A 12,455-nucleotide genomic window follows, 5' to 3' on the forward strand; every position below is an offset into this window, starting at 1 on the left:
GAAATGACAGCGGCCAATACCAACATGGGGGGGATCAGCTTTGCCGGCTGTGATCCGATGATACCGGCGCCGGGCCCGAATACCGCGCCGAACAATACCGGCATACCGAACGTCGCCAACTATTTCTGTTGCGGTGGCAATGAACAGAATATAGCCACTATCCGGGTGACGACTATCGATTCCGGGGGCGTTATCGGTGCCGCCTCAGGTACCCATTCAGCCCAAATGCAGCCGATGCAGGGCTCGGGGAAATATTTTATCCAGGGCATGCCGGCAACGCGTTTGGGAGATATGAGCATGACCAATAACAACAACATGGTCGCGAATCAAATTGCGCCAAGTCAGACCAAGTATTTTATCAACGCATAGGAGTCACCATGGTGAGGATGCTCCGGGGGTATGCCGCATCGGGGGTTCTGGCGGCAGGGTTGCTGAGCGGGTGCAGCTGGTTCTCTCAGGATCCGTCACAGGATTCGTCACAGGAGATGGCCAAGCGAATGCGCGCGATTGACGTTGAGGTTACCGCCGGCGCCGATGCGAATCCCAATGCCGCCGGTCAGGCGCAGCCTGTCAAGGTGTGCGTGATCGAAACCACCCGGCCCGGCTGGGTACCGGAAGGGGTTGGCGATGGCGCGCCTTGTCGCGATGCGCCTTTGGCTGAGGGCGTATTGAGCCGCAATCAGAGCATTCTGCAACCGAAAGAGACGCGGCGTTATCGCTTTGAGGTTCCCGCCGGACAGGAACGGTGGATCGTTATCGGCGCGGAGTTTCAGCGAATCAGTGGGGTATTGCCTTTAGCCGAACAAAAATCACCAGCGCTGGTTTATTCGCAAATAAAGGTCATGGTGGGAATGACGTCACTCTCAGTAGTGGCTAACGACAAAATGGATGAATGACATGTTACCTAAACAACGCGTCGCCTGGGTAGAAGGCATGTTGATGGAACCGCAGCACTTCCAGCAACAGGAACGGTTTTTCGAACACTTGATTGATACGAGGCTGCGCAGTGTCGAGGCCTTTACCTGGGGTTTTATCACGCTGGAGATCGATCGCGGGCTATTGGAACAGGGCAAGTTCGCGCTGAAAAAAGCCAAAGGGGTCTTTCCGGACGGCACGCCTTTCAGCATGCCGGAAGATGTGCCGCTGCCGCTGCCTTTGCCGTTGGTGATGGGCGAGGATTGTCAAGGGAAGGTGGTTTGCCTGTCGGTGCTGATGGATATTACGGGCAACGCGCAGATTGACCTGGTTCAGGATGAGCGCAAGAACAGCCGGTTTCGCACGGTGGATGCCGAGGTGCCGGATCGCAACCATGGCGTTAGCCTGGAAGGCACGCCGCGCGTGTGCACCATGCAGTTAGGGAGTTTGGTTACCCGGCTGAGCCTGGAGGAAACCGTCAGCAGCGCGGAAAGCGCCTTGCCGGTCGGCTTTATTCGCGAAATAACCAGCGATCGCCGAATTGTGTTGGATGAACGTGCATTGCCGCCGATGCTCGATTTCCGCGCCATCGGCTGGTTGCCCGGCTTTACCAGTGAACTGCTCGGCCTGATCAGTCAGCGCCTGGAGTCGGTATTCCGGCCCGATGTGCATATGACCATTGGCGGGCTTTCTGAACTGTTGGAATTGCTGCTGTTGCAGACGTTGAGCGAGTTTAACTTGCGTATCAGCCAACTGTTGGCCTGTCCGCAGGTGCATCCGGAAAAGTTGTTCGAAACCTTGCTGAGCCTGTTGGGGCGGTTGAGCATAATCCCCGGCGGAGAACGCCTGTGGGATCGTGCGGATCTGGTGTATCTGCACAACGAGCCGCACAACAGCTATTTTCAGCTGTTCGCCTCGATTCGCCGCGCATTGTCATTGGTTATCGAAGCGCCTGCAGTAGCACTCTCGTTCATTGATCGGGGGGACGGCATCTATCTGTGTCAAAACGATACCCAACTGCGGTTGGAAAAGCTGGTATTTGCCGTCAGTTGTGGTTTATCCATCGAGCATTTGCGCTCGTACTTCCCCGCTCAGGTCAAGTTGGGGTCGGTGGAGAAAATCATTCAACTGATCGATTTGCAATTGCCGGGAGCGCGACTGCTTCCTATGGCATCACCGCCGCGGCATATCCCTTATTACCCGAACAGCATGTATTTCGAGGTCGATCACTCAGACCCTATTTATAAGGAAATGATGGCTGGATCGGCGCTGGCGCTCAGTATCGTTGGCGACTTCCCGGACTTGCGTTTTGACGTCTGGGGGCTAAGGCAAGGAAGAGTAGGATGAACGAGTTCGAGAGAAAAATGCGCGAGGCGATGGCGGCCACGCGCAACAAAGCTTATCCACAGCTTCCCTCTGCGGAGGCGGGGAAAACTGCAGCGGAAATGGCCGGGTTTTCCCTGGGTGCGCGCGCCTTGGCCGCGAAAATGCGTCCTGGCAGTCAGGGAAATCCGGCGGCAACCGCGCATGCCGAGCCAGCCGCGGGTGAGACTGAATTTGTCACAGCGGCAACCGGTGAACCTCACGCGGCAGCACAGGCTGGCGAGGCCGCGTCAGGTAGTTTCAACGGCCTATTTGGCCGGGCGGCGTTGAGCAGGCCCGGCGTGATGATGGGGCATTGGGATAATGCGCTGATTGCGGCGGCGATACCGGTTTTACTGCAGGTGGAGCGGGTGCGCGATCAGGGGCAACTGAATCCGGCGGCAGTGCGCGCCCAAATGGTACGGGAGATACAGCAGTTTCAGCAGAGTTTACTGAAGGAACATATTACGCCGGATGATGTGGACAAGCTGGCGTACCTGCTTTGCTCTTATGTTGACGAGTGCTGCATGAGCACTCTGGAAGCGGGCGCGCTGAATCTCAGCCTGCTGGTCGAGTTTTATCGCGACGCCTGGGGCGGCGAAAAATGCTTTGACCATCTGCAGGGCTATCTGGCTGCCACACCGCGGGATAAGGACATCCTGGCTTTCTACGATCTTGTCCTGTCACTGGGGTTTGAGGGGAAATTCCATGTGATGGAGCGTGGGGCAGTGTTGTTGGCTGACGTACGCAATCATCTTGATAGTTACTTATATAGCCAGGCTCCGACGCAAACGCTGGCCGATGCCAAACCGGTGGGGGTGACGCACAGAGTGAGCCGAGTCACCCCTATGAAGTTATTGGGCTACGGCATGTTGCTGGCATTGCTGACATATGGTTCAGCAGCCTGGTATCTACACGAACAATCACGGGCGTTGCGTAATGCCATCTTGGCATGGACGCCACCAATACCTAGAAAAATCAATATAATGGAAACCCTTCCGCAGCCGCTGCCTCAAATACTTAGCGAAGGCTGGCTTGAGGTCAGGGCGGATCCGCGTGGCTGGTTGTTAATCTTTACTTCCGATGGCGCATTCGCCAACGGCAAGTCCACCCTGTCGGAGGAGTTTAAACAGAAACGCAATATTGAGCGCCTGGGGGAAGCCTTGGCCCCGTGGCCGGGTGACCTGGAAGTGATCGGCCATACGGACAACACTCAGTATCGCAAAACGTCCAACAACTCCAACCTGAAGCTTTCCGAAGCGCGTGCGCAGACGGTGGCGGAAAAGCTGCGAGAGTCGCTGGCCAACAGCAAATACAACCGAACCGTGACGTCGGTCGGCAAAGGGGATGCCGAACCGCTGGATGACAATGCGACCGAAGAAGGGCGCCGCCGTAACCGCCGGGTAGACATTCTTTGGAAGATTGGCGAACGAGAGATATCCGATCCGCCAGCGGATTTAAACAAAGCCGATGTTGCGGCTGCCCCTGGGGAAAACTGAAGGAACTCACCTGCGTCGGGATAAGGAAGTTATATGATACGTAGATCATTCATCTTAGTGCTGGCCCTATTGCTTTGTGCGGTGGTGTGGTGGATTGGGCCGCTGATTGCCATCGGCACCTACAGGCCGTTGTTCGCCGTGTGGGTGCGCGGCATCATCATCGCTCTGATTCTGTGCTGGGCGCTGTGGCCATTCGTCGCGACATTTTTGTCTTGGGTATTCCGCCACGCCCGCGCACCTGCACCGGTCAAGAAAAAGTCGGCCCAGCGCGATCGCGTGACCTCGCGTTTTTACGATGCGATGCGCACATTGCAGTACGTGGGATTAGCGAAGCAGCGCACCCATTGGCAGCGCTTCAAATACCGCTTTAACCGCCATCACATCGGTGAAAAGCCCTGGTTTCTGGTTATTGGGCCGCCGAACAGCGGGAAAACGTCGCTAATCGGAGAAAGCGGGGAACGTTTTCTGATGGCGGAGCATTATGGTCTGCAACAGACGGTGGATATCGGGCCGACGCAGGACTGCAACTGGTGGCTGGCGGAAAACTCGGTATATATAGACACCTCTGGCGAATGGTTGCAGTTGAACGGCTTGGGCGAAGAAGGAAGCAAAGCGCGCGACACCCTGTTCAAACTGATTAAGCGCCATCGCCGCCATCCGGGCGTCGACGGCATCATATTATGCCTGGATGCACGTTGGCTGCTGCATGCGTCGCTGACGGAAAGAAAATCCGTGGCCGATGCATTGCGGGTGCGTTTGTTGGAACTCGCGGCCTGGTTTCGCAGCGATCTGCCGGTGTACTTTACCATTAGCCATATCGATCAGATTGTCGGCGGGGCCACCTTCCTGTCGATGCTGGGCGACGATTTATTGCAAAAAGGCATGGGTTTTAGTCTCAATCGTGCCAAACAGGGGGGAACCCCCTTCGAGCAGTACGAAACCCTTTACCGTGAAATGGTGGCGCGAGTCAGCCATCACGTTCTTGAACTGTTGCACGATGTGCCGGACGGCCAAAATCGTCAGCAGCTGCTGTTTTTCACTGAGGCGCTCGGCTCGCTGGGCAATCCGCTTTATTCGCTGTTGGAGCAGATCTTCCCGCAGACCCCGGTGGGCTATTCCTGCCATCTGCAGCAGGTTTGGTTGGGCAGCACCATCGCGCTGCCGCCGCAGGGCGCTATTTATAATGCGCAGGCGGCGGACATGTATGAAGCCCGTCCAACCGGGCGCATATATCACCCTGAACTGAACTGCGCCAGACAGGAGCGCGGGGTATTGCAGCAGTCGTCGCATGGGCGGCCGCTGGGCAGCCGAATGGGCGTGATTGGGCGCTATTCCCTGGTGTTGATCCTCTTGGCGGTGTCTTTCAACCTGCTGGCGATGCGTTACCTGTGGGAGAGCGATTATATTTCCTACATTGCCGCGCGTTTCGATGAAACAAAACGCATCGTGCGTGAGATACCTGTCACTAATCGCATCAGCGATGACGTTATTTCTGCGTATGAACAAATGGGCTATATGAACGCCCAACTGGGAGGCGAGGTATCACCTTTGCCGAATCCCTACTTCGAACACAAGCTGATCAACAACGCGGCGCAAAAAACCTACCAGCGCCATTTGCTGCAGATTTTCTGGCCGGCGGTAGAGAACTACATAGCCAGTGAGCTGAAGAACGACGTATCGGCCTCCAATAAAGATGTGTATAGCACCCTGAAGGTTTATCTGATGATGGGGCAACCTTCGCATCGTTCTGCGCAGGCGCTGATCGATTGGTTTATGGCGCGGTGGGAAAACTTTATGCCGCAAGGCTACACCGATATGAACAAGGATATTTTCGCTTACCACTTGCGCGAAATGTTCTCGTTGCCCGATGCGCCGGTGATGAAAATGAACGGCGATCTGTTGCGCCTGGCGCGAGTGAAGGCGATGAATATTCCGATGCAGCTCAGGGTTGTGCGCCGTATCGAAGAAAAACCCTTGCCGGCCGCCATCGGCGACATTTCGTTGGCCGATGCTGCGGGGCCAAATGTCTCTTTGATGTTACGGCGCAAGAGCCAGGCAACGGTTACCGATAGCGCCGTGCCGGGGTTCTACACCCGAGCCAGTTATCGGGATGTGTTTCTGCCGCAGCTGGACGACGCCGCCAAGGACATGATCGAAGAGGAGTCTTGGGTGCTGCGCGACAGCAAAGAGGATGGCTCGAAAGTCACCACACTGGCTTCCGCGCAGAAGCTGGCCGATGAGGCGAGGAAACTTTATCTGATTGAGTATGCGGACAAATGGGACGCCTTTGTTCGCGACGTTCGGGCCCGGCCGGTTAATGGGCTTGAGGATGCGGCAATTTTGGCGCGTCAACTGTCGGATCCGTCTTCGCCATTGGCTAACTTGGTGCGGTTTGCCGCTCGGGAAACCAGCATGACGGGTACCAACCAAGGGGATGCGGCCAGCTGGTTCGATCGTCAGCGCAACCGAATTGAACAGCAACGGCGCGATATTCTCGGCGAAATCTCCGGCGAGCGTGCGCGTTTTCGTCTGACGCCGGAACGGGCGGTTGAAGATCGCTTTGAGCTGCTTCGTCGCCTGGGCTACCAGCTACTGCAAACCACCAATGCCAGCAATGATCCCTTGAGCCGCAGTTTTGAGGCGCTCTATAGCCAGTTGACCACGTTGTCTACCTCGCTGCGCGGCGGGCAAGTGGTACCGGCCGGCGGCACCTTGAAGCGCTTGCAATTGGATGCGGCGCGGCAGCCGGAGCCGGTGTACAGCGTCATGATGGATCTCCTGCAGGTTGGGGATAGCCAGACGGTGCAGCAGAGCCAAAAAAATCTGAGCAAAGGGGCTTCGTCGCTGGCCTCAGGATTGTGCAAGGGGAGCATCAGCGGGCGTTATCCGTTTGCCCGCAACGCCAGGGCAGAGGTCGGGATCGAAGATTTCTCGCGTATGTTCGGCCGCGATGGTGCCATGCAGCAGTTCTTTGACGAAAACCTGGCCCCCTACGTGGATGTGAACGCCAAAAAATGGAATGCCAAGCCGGGATCCGAAGGTATTGTCAATGCGAGTACCCTGGGTGCTTTCGAAAATGCCCGATTGATTCGCGACACTTTCTTCACCTCGGGCGAGAAGCTCTCTTTCTCAATGTTTATCAGGCCATTATCACTGACGCCTACCATTACCGAAGCCACTTTGGATATTGATGGCCAGGTGATTACCTACAGCCACGGTTACAGTCAGCCAACCCGCATTGATTGGCCCGGCCCCAAAGGCGGCAGCTATGTTCGCCTGACCTTCAGAACGGGTACCGGCCAGATTCAGGTGTCCAGTTTTGACGGCCCCTGGGCCTTGTTCCGCATGTTTGATGCCAGTAACCCAGTTCCTCTCGCCAGCGATAGACGTGAGTTAACGATGTCAATGTCTTCCGTCGTTGGCGTGCTGAAACTGGAATTGCGTTCCACCATGAAGGATTTCCCACTCTGGTCACGGGCGTTGAGAGGATTCTCGTGCCCAAAAGCGATGTAAACACAACCGAGAAGAGGTAATGACTATGTTAGATCCAGCAAAAATCTTTGAAACCATGAAGGCGGGCGGCAGCCTGGGACAGAATTCTCAATCTTCCCTTAGCCAACCTTTTATGGATGGGGTGAGTAATATTCAGATGTCGGGCCCTGATGCGGCAAAGTCCGTGATGAGCAACGTGACAAAATCCTGTGACGATATGTTTGGTAATATGAAAGGCATTTTTAACGGGCTGCAATCAAATGTGACGGCGCACCAAAAAATGCAAACGTCCGAACAGCCGAAGGACTTTAATGTGCCCATGGACGACCTTCGCCCAACGATTGCTAAAGGTTTTCCGAATGAAATGGCAAACTTTTTCACGAAGGTACCCAAACTGTAACGTGAAGGCTATGCGCGTTAATCATTAAGAGTGCCAGGGGATGAATTTGTTCCCTGGCCTTATAAACAGGGATGTATGCCATGATATATAACTGGATGTTAAGAAATGCCAACACACTGACGGGATTTTTACTCGCGGTATGTTCCAGTTTGTTCTTTTGGGTCTGTATCCTTCTGGCGCTTATTTATTTTTAGCCTGCAAAAAAAACCAGCGTCCGCAGGGACACTGGCAAATGAAACAATATACATAAAAGGGAATTAAAGGGGGGTTGTTCGATATTACAGTTTTGAGAGGATCTGCAAGCCAGTGGAAATAACCGAGTCGACGGCCAGGCCGATACCTTTACCCAAAGTACCGACTACCGTTTTGGCATCAGGATCAACACCGGCAATGGCTGATATAGTATCAATACCGGTTCCAATAGCGCTGCCAATAAGTGTGCCGACATCGCCAAAGAAAGCGGCGCCGCTTACTTGCTCAATTTCACTTGGAGATAATACTTTCATGATTTGAAACTCCTTTTTCAGTTAGCCCTTAACTTCAGGCTATTTGATTATTGCAAATCACGATATATTGTCAATAAGGTTTGGACGGGTTTTTATAATATTATCAGGGTGGTTTAATGCGCAAGAAACATTATTGATTATATGCTGATATTTGTTTTTTTAACTTCGCGCTGTTATAATTATCACCAACCACCTTGTTTGTTATTTTCTGACGTAATCGAGATTTTATTGAATTTTTAAATCGAATTTTATTTTTTCATTTATTTCTATAATCTCAGCCAGGGAAGCTACGTCATGAGGGGGTACGGCCTCGGAAAGGTCTTTGAGTTATGATGAACTGGCGGAGAAAATCATGGTTGAGGCGAGGAACTGCCTGTGGGCAAAGGTTCTCAGATGAAGAAAGATCATGTCAGTTTAGTCTCAATTGTCGAGAGAAAAAGAGTGCGGCTCAAATAACCCTATTTATTCACTCGCATTTAGATTGCTTCTCCTCCTGTCTTTGTCGCTGAGTCGATCATGGCGTACCATTTATCTCATGCACCGTTGTCATCTTCCGATCTTATTGCCGATTTCAAAAATCACCCCTGCGCTACAGTTAATCACCCCTGCGCTACAGTTAAAGAGTATGCCTTGGTATCAGGACCTGTCTCACTCCCGCCTAAATAACGCAGAATGTGGTTTTTTGGAATGTTTTATAACGATATTTTAAATTATTTTTTATTATTTTTTTTAAATAAGGAAGTTAAGAAAAGTTAAGGATATTGGATGCCGCCTAAGGAAGTTACTAATGGCTGGATGACGATGCTTAAAAAGATGCCCTTGTCAATTTAATGCCCTCTATTGTATTTTGTTTTTATATTTATCTGGATATGCTGAGTTCTTGCGGTAAACTATAATTCTATAGGTAATTTCCCTGGAGGCTTTTTTGGGGTTATTTTAATTCGTGAAGTTAGATTTTGATCTGAGGTTAATGTTCTGCGTTAAACGCGGCGGTTTCTTACGCTATCACTACGCTAAAATGTACTCATAAAGATATCCTGATTTATATCTTTAGAGTCTAAAAAATATTTGATGTATTTTATCTGAACCTTTTTCTGCAAGCATCAATGCTTGCATTGTTTTTTCACAGCAACCGTAAGGATCCCGCTTGGGAAAAATATAGAAATTCCGGTTAATGAAGGAGAACATTCAAATGGAACAGGTGAATATTGCTATAGTCGATCAGAATCAATTCTTTAAGTTGGGCCTGAGCCTTGCAATGAAACAGGGGTTTGCTGAGCATGGGGTTCGGGTTAATTTTACCTCAGAGAAAAATGCGAATGTGATCTTCAGAGCACCTGATGACCGGGTGTCTATAAATTTTTGCCATGCGCAATTACTACAGGGAGAATTTTATTCTATCCCACTCTATTTTTCGATATTGGAACATAATGCCAGTATGCCGAAGATTCATTGCAATTTAGAGGCGGGGAGCATCACGCGTAAAGAGGGGGTAGAAAAAGTCATTGCCAAGGTAATGGCATGTTATAGGGGCAAAGCGCCGTTTACTTCAGATCATTGCCCACGTTGCCGCACTCAGTTGACCTTCAGTGAAGGCAAGGTATGTCGTCTGATCAAGTGCGGTTATTCGCAAAATCAAATGGCGATGCTACTTGGCATTAGCCCAAAAACCGTCAGTATTCATAAGCGCTCTGCAATGCGAAAGTTGAATATCCATAATAATATCGATTTTTTAAGATGGCTAAAAATGCATAGTGACGCTTGCTAATCATTCAATAAACCCCAGCTTAAACTGCGCCTTGCCTGCCAGCGACATCAGTTTGGGGTTTTCCGGGTAAGCGGTTAGCAAAGGGAAAAACACAGAACCGCCAATAATACTCCGGCTTTTCGAATCTGCCGGCCGCAGTCCCCATATATTCTGGTATGTCATCGGGACACTCTTCCCGTTAATTTCTGTGTTACCGATGTACAGCATAATATGTCCCGGAATGTAGACCAGTGTGGTGAAGGGTCTGCCGTGTTCCGCGAGGTAACGTATTCGCGCGCTCGTATCCTCATGGCTGAGGTCGACAACCCTGGTTGCTGCCTGTATCTGAGCCGCAGAGTCTCTGGGAAGAAATATACCGAAGGGCATCAGCAGGCTTAGCATTTCGGCAGAACAGTCATTATAAAAATTATAATTTCCCCAGCCATAGGGTCTGCCGTTCATCGATTTCATCAGTGTCGCCATATTATCGGGCGTCATTTCCCATGGCATGGCGGCGAACGCCTCCGCCTTCAGGCTGACCCAGCGAATTTGCGCGCGGCCGTCATCGTTACGCACAGGCGCTGCGGCCAGAAAAAGGTTGGGCTGTTTATGCCTGAAGGGCAAAATGGTTCCGGGGCGTGCGGTAAAATAATACTGCTCGTTTTCATGGACGGAGACCGACTCTTTAATAAACGCGCCCAGGTTGTTTCTGGTCAGCGCCAGCCATTCGGTCACAAATTGCTGATTCACTCCCGCGATATCTTCGCTGTGAACCCACCCGGTTACAGTGGGGGAGACTACGTATTTCCAGCGTTCGTCGCGGCTGTTTGCAAGTACGTATACAGGGGTGCCGGGATGGATGGAGGAATCCTGCAAATTGTCAAAGGGGTATCCTTGTCCGGCCTGACGGGGATCGTCATAAGCCGGGTCCGCAGTCGGGATAACCCTGACCAGCGTTTCCCTGACGGCAATACCCCGACCGGAGGGGTGATAAACATCGTCAATGCCGGTATCCGCATTACGTCTTACCTCTTGCTTCCAGCCGGCAGAATGAGTCCTGAAGTTTTCTCCCCACGAAACACTGTTATTCCCAAGGTACTTCTTAAGGCTGGCATCGCGAGCGCTCTCAGCGCCCTTGTTCAGGATGGTGGCGATGTAATGAGGGTTCCAGGGCGACTGTTCGTCTTGCCCCATACCAAAATAGCGAGATTTTAGAACAGAAAAAAACCTTTGCTGCGTGGCGGCATCGATAATGGGGACGTGCCTATCCGGGCCGAGGGGGATCCATTTATCGACAGACTGCGAATAATTCCCCAGTGGGAAGATCGTTTTGGTCGGGTCGATATAGTCCGCTGCGACATAACCGGGAGAAGCCGTGTCGTTGACTTCCGGTCTGAGTGGCGCAGTGTGGCACGCCGATAACAGCAGCGGAACAATCAGGAAAAGAGGCTTTATTCTTTCTGGTGGCTGACTTTTTTTCATAGGAGATCTCCGGTAATGATTTTGTCACTCAGCCCGCAACACAACGATGCCCGGTTTTGGCTGCATGTATTCCATAAAGAGTGAGTCCACCACTTTTCTGTTAGCGGCCAGCGAGGAGGCATTTCTGAACCACACCTGTTCGTCGTGGCGGACCACTATACCCACATGCGAAACATCCAACCCGTTGAGTGGGGAGTAAACGCCGACATAATCGCCGGTTTTCAGACGGCCCAGGACCTGTTCGTTGATAGCCTTACCGGGAATGTAATTTATTTTACGCGGATTAATGCCCAGGCCAGGAATGTACTCGCCGCCATCCGGTTTACGGTTCAGCTGCTTGTCAGCAATGGCATAATCAGGGCTGATATCCGGCGTGACGTCCCGGGCATTACGCGGCGCGGTGGTGAACCATTCAGAGAAAAAGTGCCGGCGGTTGAGGTAGTCAACCTTGCCTTCGGTATAGCGGGTTCTGGCAAGATTATGCAGAAATGTTTTCTGATCACGGCTCCGGGCCAGGGCTTCGACGTAATCTACCAGGGTAAAGCAATCCACGCCGTTAAAATTCGCGACAAGAGCTTCGGGGGTGTCAGGTCCACCGATAAGCGTATCTGCCTGATAAGGCGTTCCGAGAAAAGCAGACGACACGCGGCTGATGACTTCCCCATGATTTTCCCCTGCTGAAGGGATGACTTCCGTCCGGATAATCGCGTTAACTTTTTCCGCTGTGACACCGTCCATAATGGTCGGATATTTAGCGACTTTAGGCGGGGTGCATGTTGTCAGGTACGCTGACATCAGCAAGACAGTCCATGTCTTTATCTTCATTATCATTTCCGTAAAAGGTAAGAATCCCGTCTTCATCTTTACCGGAAATGATTGTTATTTCTATTACCGAAAATGATTATTATTGCTGTCAAAAACGCCAGTGGTTGATTGCTACTTTAATTGGCTGTCGCCCCCTAAGATCAATTGAACCTTCCTTCTCATTGCAGGGCCTTCCATATCACGGTGTTGCAGGCGGATCAGGAAGATGACATGGACTAGCCCGCCTG

At 52.0% G+C, this 12,455-nt stretch carries 10 protein-coding genes; 7 read left to right on the top strand and 3 right to left on the bottom strand.

The genetic code is table 11. From position 1 onward, the window contains the following. Window positions 1-3 precede the first annotated feature (3 nt). The 6 genes from V2S86_RS03800 to V2S86_RS03825 are packed head-to-tail and all read left to right on the top strand — an operon-like array spanning window position 4 to window position 7,668. Window positions 4-369: a PAAR-like domain-containing protein gene (locus V2S86_RS03800; protein WP_112347634.1), complete on the top strand. Its 366-nt coding sequence runs from the start codon at window positions 4-6 to the stop codon at window positions 367-369. Window positions 370-377: 8 nt separating this feature from the next. Next, window positions 378-896, top strand: coding sequence for a type VI secretion lipoprotein TssJ (locus V2S86_RS03805; RefSeq protein WP_330761294.1), 519 nt, complete (start codon window positions 378-380; stop codon window positions 894-896). Window position 897: 1 nt separating this feature from the next. After that, window positions 898-2,262 (top strand): type VI secretion system baseplate subunit TssK, encoded by a 1,365-nt coding sequence (gene tssK / locus V2S86_RS03810; RefSeq protein ID WP_330761295.1) that lies wholly within the window; start codon window positions 898-900, stop codon window positions 2,260-2,262. Further along, window positions 2,259-3,776 (top strand): DotU/TssL family secretion system protein, encoded by a 1,518-nt coding sequence (locus tag V2S86_RS03815; RefSeq protein WP_330761296.1) that lies wholly within the window; start codon window positions 2,259-2,261, stop codon window positions 3,774-3,776. Before tssK ends, V2S86_RS03815 begins: the two co-directional genes overlap by 4 nt. Before the next feature lie 33 nt (window positions 3,777-3,809). Next, window positions 3,810-7,289, top strand: a complete 3,480-nt coding sequence (gene tssM / locus V2S86_RS03820; RefSeq protein WP_330761297.1) for a type VI secretion system membrane subunit TssM — start codon at window positions 3,810-3,812, stop codon at window positions 7,287-7,289. 19 nt (window positions 7,290-7,308) lie between these two features. Next, window positions 7,309-7,668 (top strand): DUF6277 family protein, encoded by a 360-nt coding sequence (locus V2S86_RS03825; RefSeq protein ID WP_330761298.1) that lies wholly within the window; start codon window positions 7,309-7,311, stop codon window positions 7,666-7,668. A gap of 278 nt (window positions 7,669-7,946) precedes the next feature. Here the strand turns inward: V2S86_RS03825 and V2S86_RS03830 are convergent, their stop codons facing one another. After that, entirely contained in the window at window positions 7,947-8,174 is a 228-nt protein-coding gene (locus V2S86_RS03830) for a hypothetical protein (RefSeq protein ID WP_330761299.1), read from the bottom strand. Between the two features lie 1,192 nt (window positions 8,175-9,366). Here V2S86_RS03830 and V2S86_RS03835 point away from each other — a divergent pair. Then, the gene (locus tag V2S86_RS03835; protein WP_330761300.1) at window positions 9,367-9,942 is read left to right on the top strand and encodes a helix-turn-helix transcriptional regulator; all 576 of its coding nucleotides are present in this window, start codon (window positions 9,367-9,369) and stop codon (window positions 9,940-9,942) included. On the opposite strand, the gene V2S86_RS03840 is transcribed toward V2S86_RS03835, so the two are convergent. Continuing rightward, the gene (locus V2S86_RS03840; RefSeq protein ID WP_330761301.1) at window positions 9,943-11,403 is read right to left on the bottom strand and encodes an SH3 domain-containing protein; all 1,461 of its coding nucleotides are present in this window, start codon (window positions 11,401-11,403) and stop codon (window positions 9,943-9,945) included. 24 nt (window positions 11,404-11,427) lie between these two features. Beyond that, window positions 11,428-12,234: a DUF1460 domain-containing protein gene (locus V2S86_RS03845; RefSeq protein ID WP_330763152.1), complete on the bottom strand. Its 807-nt coding sequence runs from the start codon at window positions 12,232-12,234 to the stop codon at window positions 11,428-11,430. Between the last annotated feature and the right edge of the window lie 221 nt (window positions 12,235-12,455).

This window comes from Serratia sp. C2(1) (assembly GCF_036352655.1).
GTDB lineage: Bacteria > Pseudomonadota > Gammaproteobacteria > Enterobacterales > Enterobacteriaceae > Serratia > Serratia inhibens.

Coding starts and splice junctions, on each gene's coding strand:
- V2S86_RS03840 (WP_330761301.1), bottom strand. CDS start 11,403: ATGAAAAAAAGTCAGCCACCAGAAAGAATAAAGCCTCTTTTCCTGATT.
- V2S86_RS03845 (WP_330763152.1), bottom strand. CDS start 12,234: ATGATAATGAAGATAAAGACATGGACTGTCTTGCTGATGTCAGCGTAC.
- tssM (WP_330761297.1), top strand. CDS start 3,810: ATGATACGTAGATCATTCATCTTAGTGCTGGCCCTATTGCTTTGTGCG.
- V2S86_RS03835 (WP_330761300.1), top strand. CDS start 9,367: ATGGAACAGGTGAATATTGCTATAGTCGATCAGAATCAATTCTTTAAG.
- tssK (WP_330761295.1), top strand. CDS start 898: ATGTTACCTAAACAACGCGTCGCCTGGGTAGAAGGCATGTTGATGGAA.
- V2S86_RS03830 (WP_330761299.1), bottom strand. CDS start 8,174: ATGAAAGTATTATCTCCAAGTGAAATTGAGCAAGTAAGCGGCGCCGCT.
- V2S86_RS03800 (WP_112347634.1), top strand. CDS start 4: ATGACAGCGGCCAATACCAACATGGGGGGGATCAGCTTTGCCGGCTGT.
- V2S86_RS03825 (WP_330761298.1), top strand. CDS start 7,309: ATGACTATGTTAGATCCAGCAAAAATCTTTGAAACCATGAAGGCGGGC.
- V2S86_RS03805 (WP_330761294.1), top strand. CDS start 378: ATGGTGAGGATGCTCCGGGGGTATGCCGCATCGGGGGTTCTGGCGGCA.
- V2S86_RS03815 (WP_330761296.1), top strand. CDS start 2,259: ATGAACGAGTTCGAGAGAAAAATGCGCGAGGCGATGGCGGCCACGCGC.